This window comes from Bartonella queenslandensis AUST/NH15, assembly GCF_000312585.1.
Classification (GTDB): Bacteria; Pseudomonadota; Alphaproteobacteria; order Rhizobiales; family Rhizobiaceae; genus Bartonella; species Bartonella queenslandensis_A.
Genome location: NZ_HE998266.1, coordinates 1 through 967 on the forward strand (window position 1 = coordinate 1; position 967 = coordinate 967).

The 967-nt window shown below is 38.6% G+C and carries 1 protein-coding gene; it reads left to right on the forward strand.

Annotated elements, in window-relative coordinates:
* Positions 1–296: 296 nt before the first annotated feature.
* The coding region (locus BN338_RS10155) for a carbamoyl phosphate synthase preATP-grasp domain-containing protein (RefSeq protein ID WP_039762100.1) at positions 297–967 on the forward strand (671 nt) is incomplete at its 3' end.

Below are 967 nucleotides of genomic sequence, written 5' to 3' on the forward strand. Positions count from 1 at the left end.
ACGAAACTCTATCCAACCATAAATCATCGTTCATGTTTTATCTCCCGAAAATGCTTGAATATTCTCGTTCTTCAAAGTACTCTTATTTTTTTATGAAAGGTTATCTTTTTGATATACTGATAAGGTCACTCAACCCAAAAAAGAAATTTATCTTTAATTTTTATGAAAAAAAGCATGGAAAAGGTATTTTAGTACTTACTTTCTTTGTCACTTAACTTATAAAATAACTGTAGCCTCAGAACTTAAATATTTTTCTTGCCACAATCGCACACGGATATTTGTAATAGGAAAAAGCCATGCCCAAACGCACAGATATAAAATCTATTCTTATCATCGGAGCAGGACCTATTATCATTGGTCAGGCATGTGAATTTGACTATTCAGGCACACAAGCTTGTAAAGCATTAAAAGAAGAAGGGTACAGAATTATTTTGGTCAATTCTAATCCTGCCACGATTATGACAGATCCAGATCTAGCGGATGCAACTTATATAGAACCCATTACGCCTGAAATCGTTGCCAAAATTATTGCCCATGAACGTCCTGATGCCCTTTTACCCACCATGGGAGGACAAACAGCTCTCAATACCGCTTTATCATTAAAGCGTATGGGTATTTTAGACCGCTATCATGTTGAAATGATAGGGGCCAATGCCGAAGCTATTGATAAAGCAGAAGATCGTGCTTTATTCCGCCAAGCGATGGCAAAAATCGGTTTGGAAACACCACGGTCTATGTTAGCCAATGCAACAGAACTGAAAGAAGAAAATCGCCGACAACATGCAAAAAAACGTGCTGAACTTAAAGAAAAACTTTCTGGTGCAGCCCTTGACAAAGCCCTTGAAGAACTTGAACGCGACTTGCGACATACCGAAGCTGAACGCAAACAACATTATATCGCCCATGCAACAGCAAAAGCAGTTCAGGCGCTTGATGTTGTTGGGCTTCCAGCTATTATTCGTCCTTC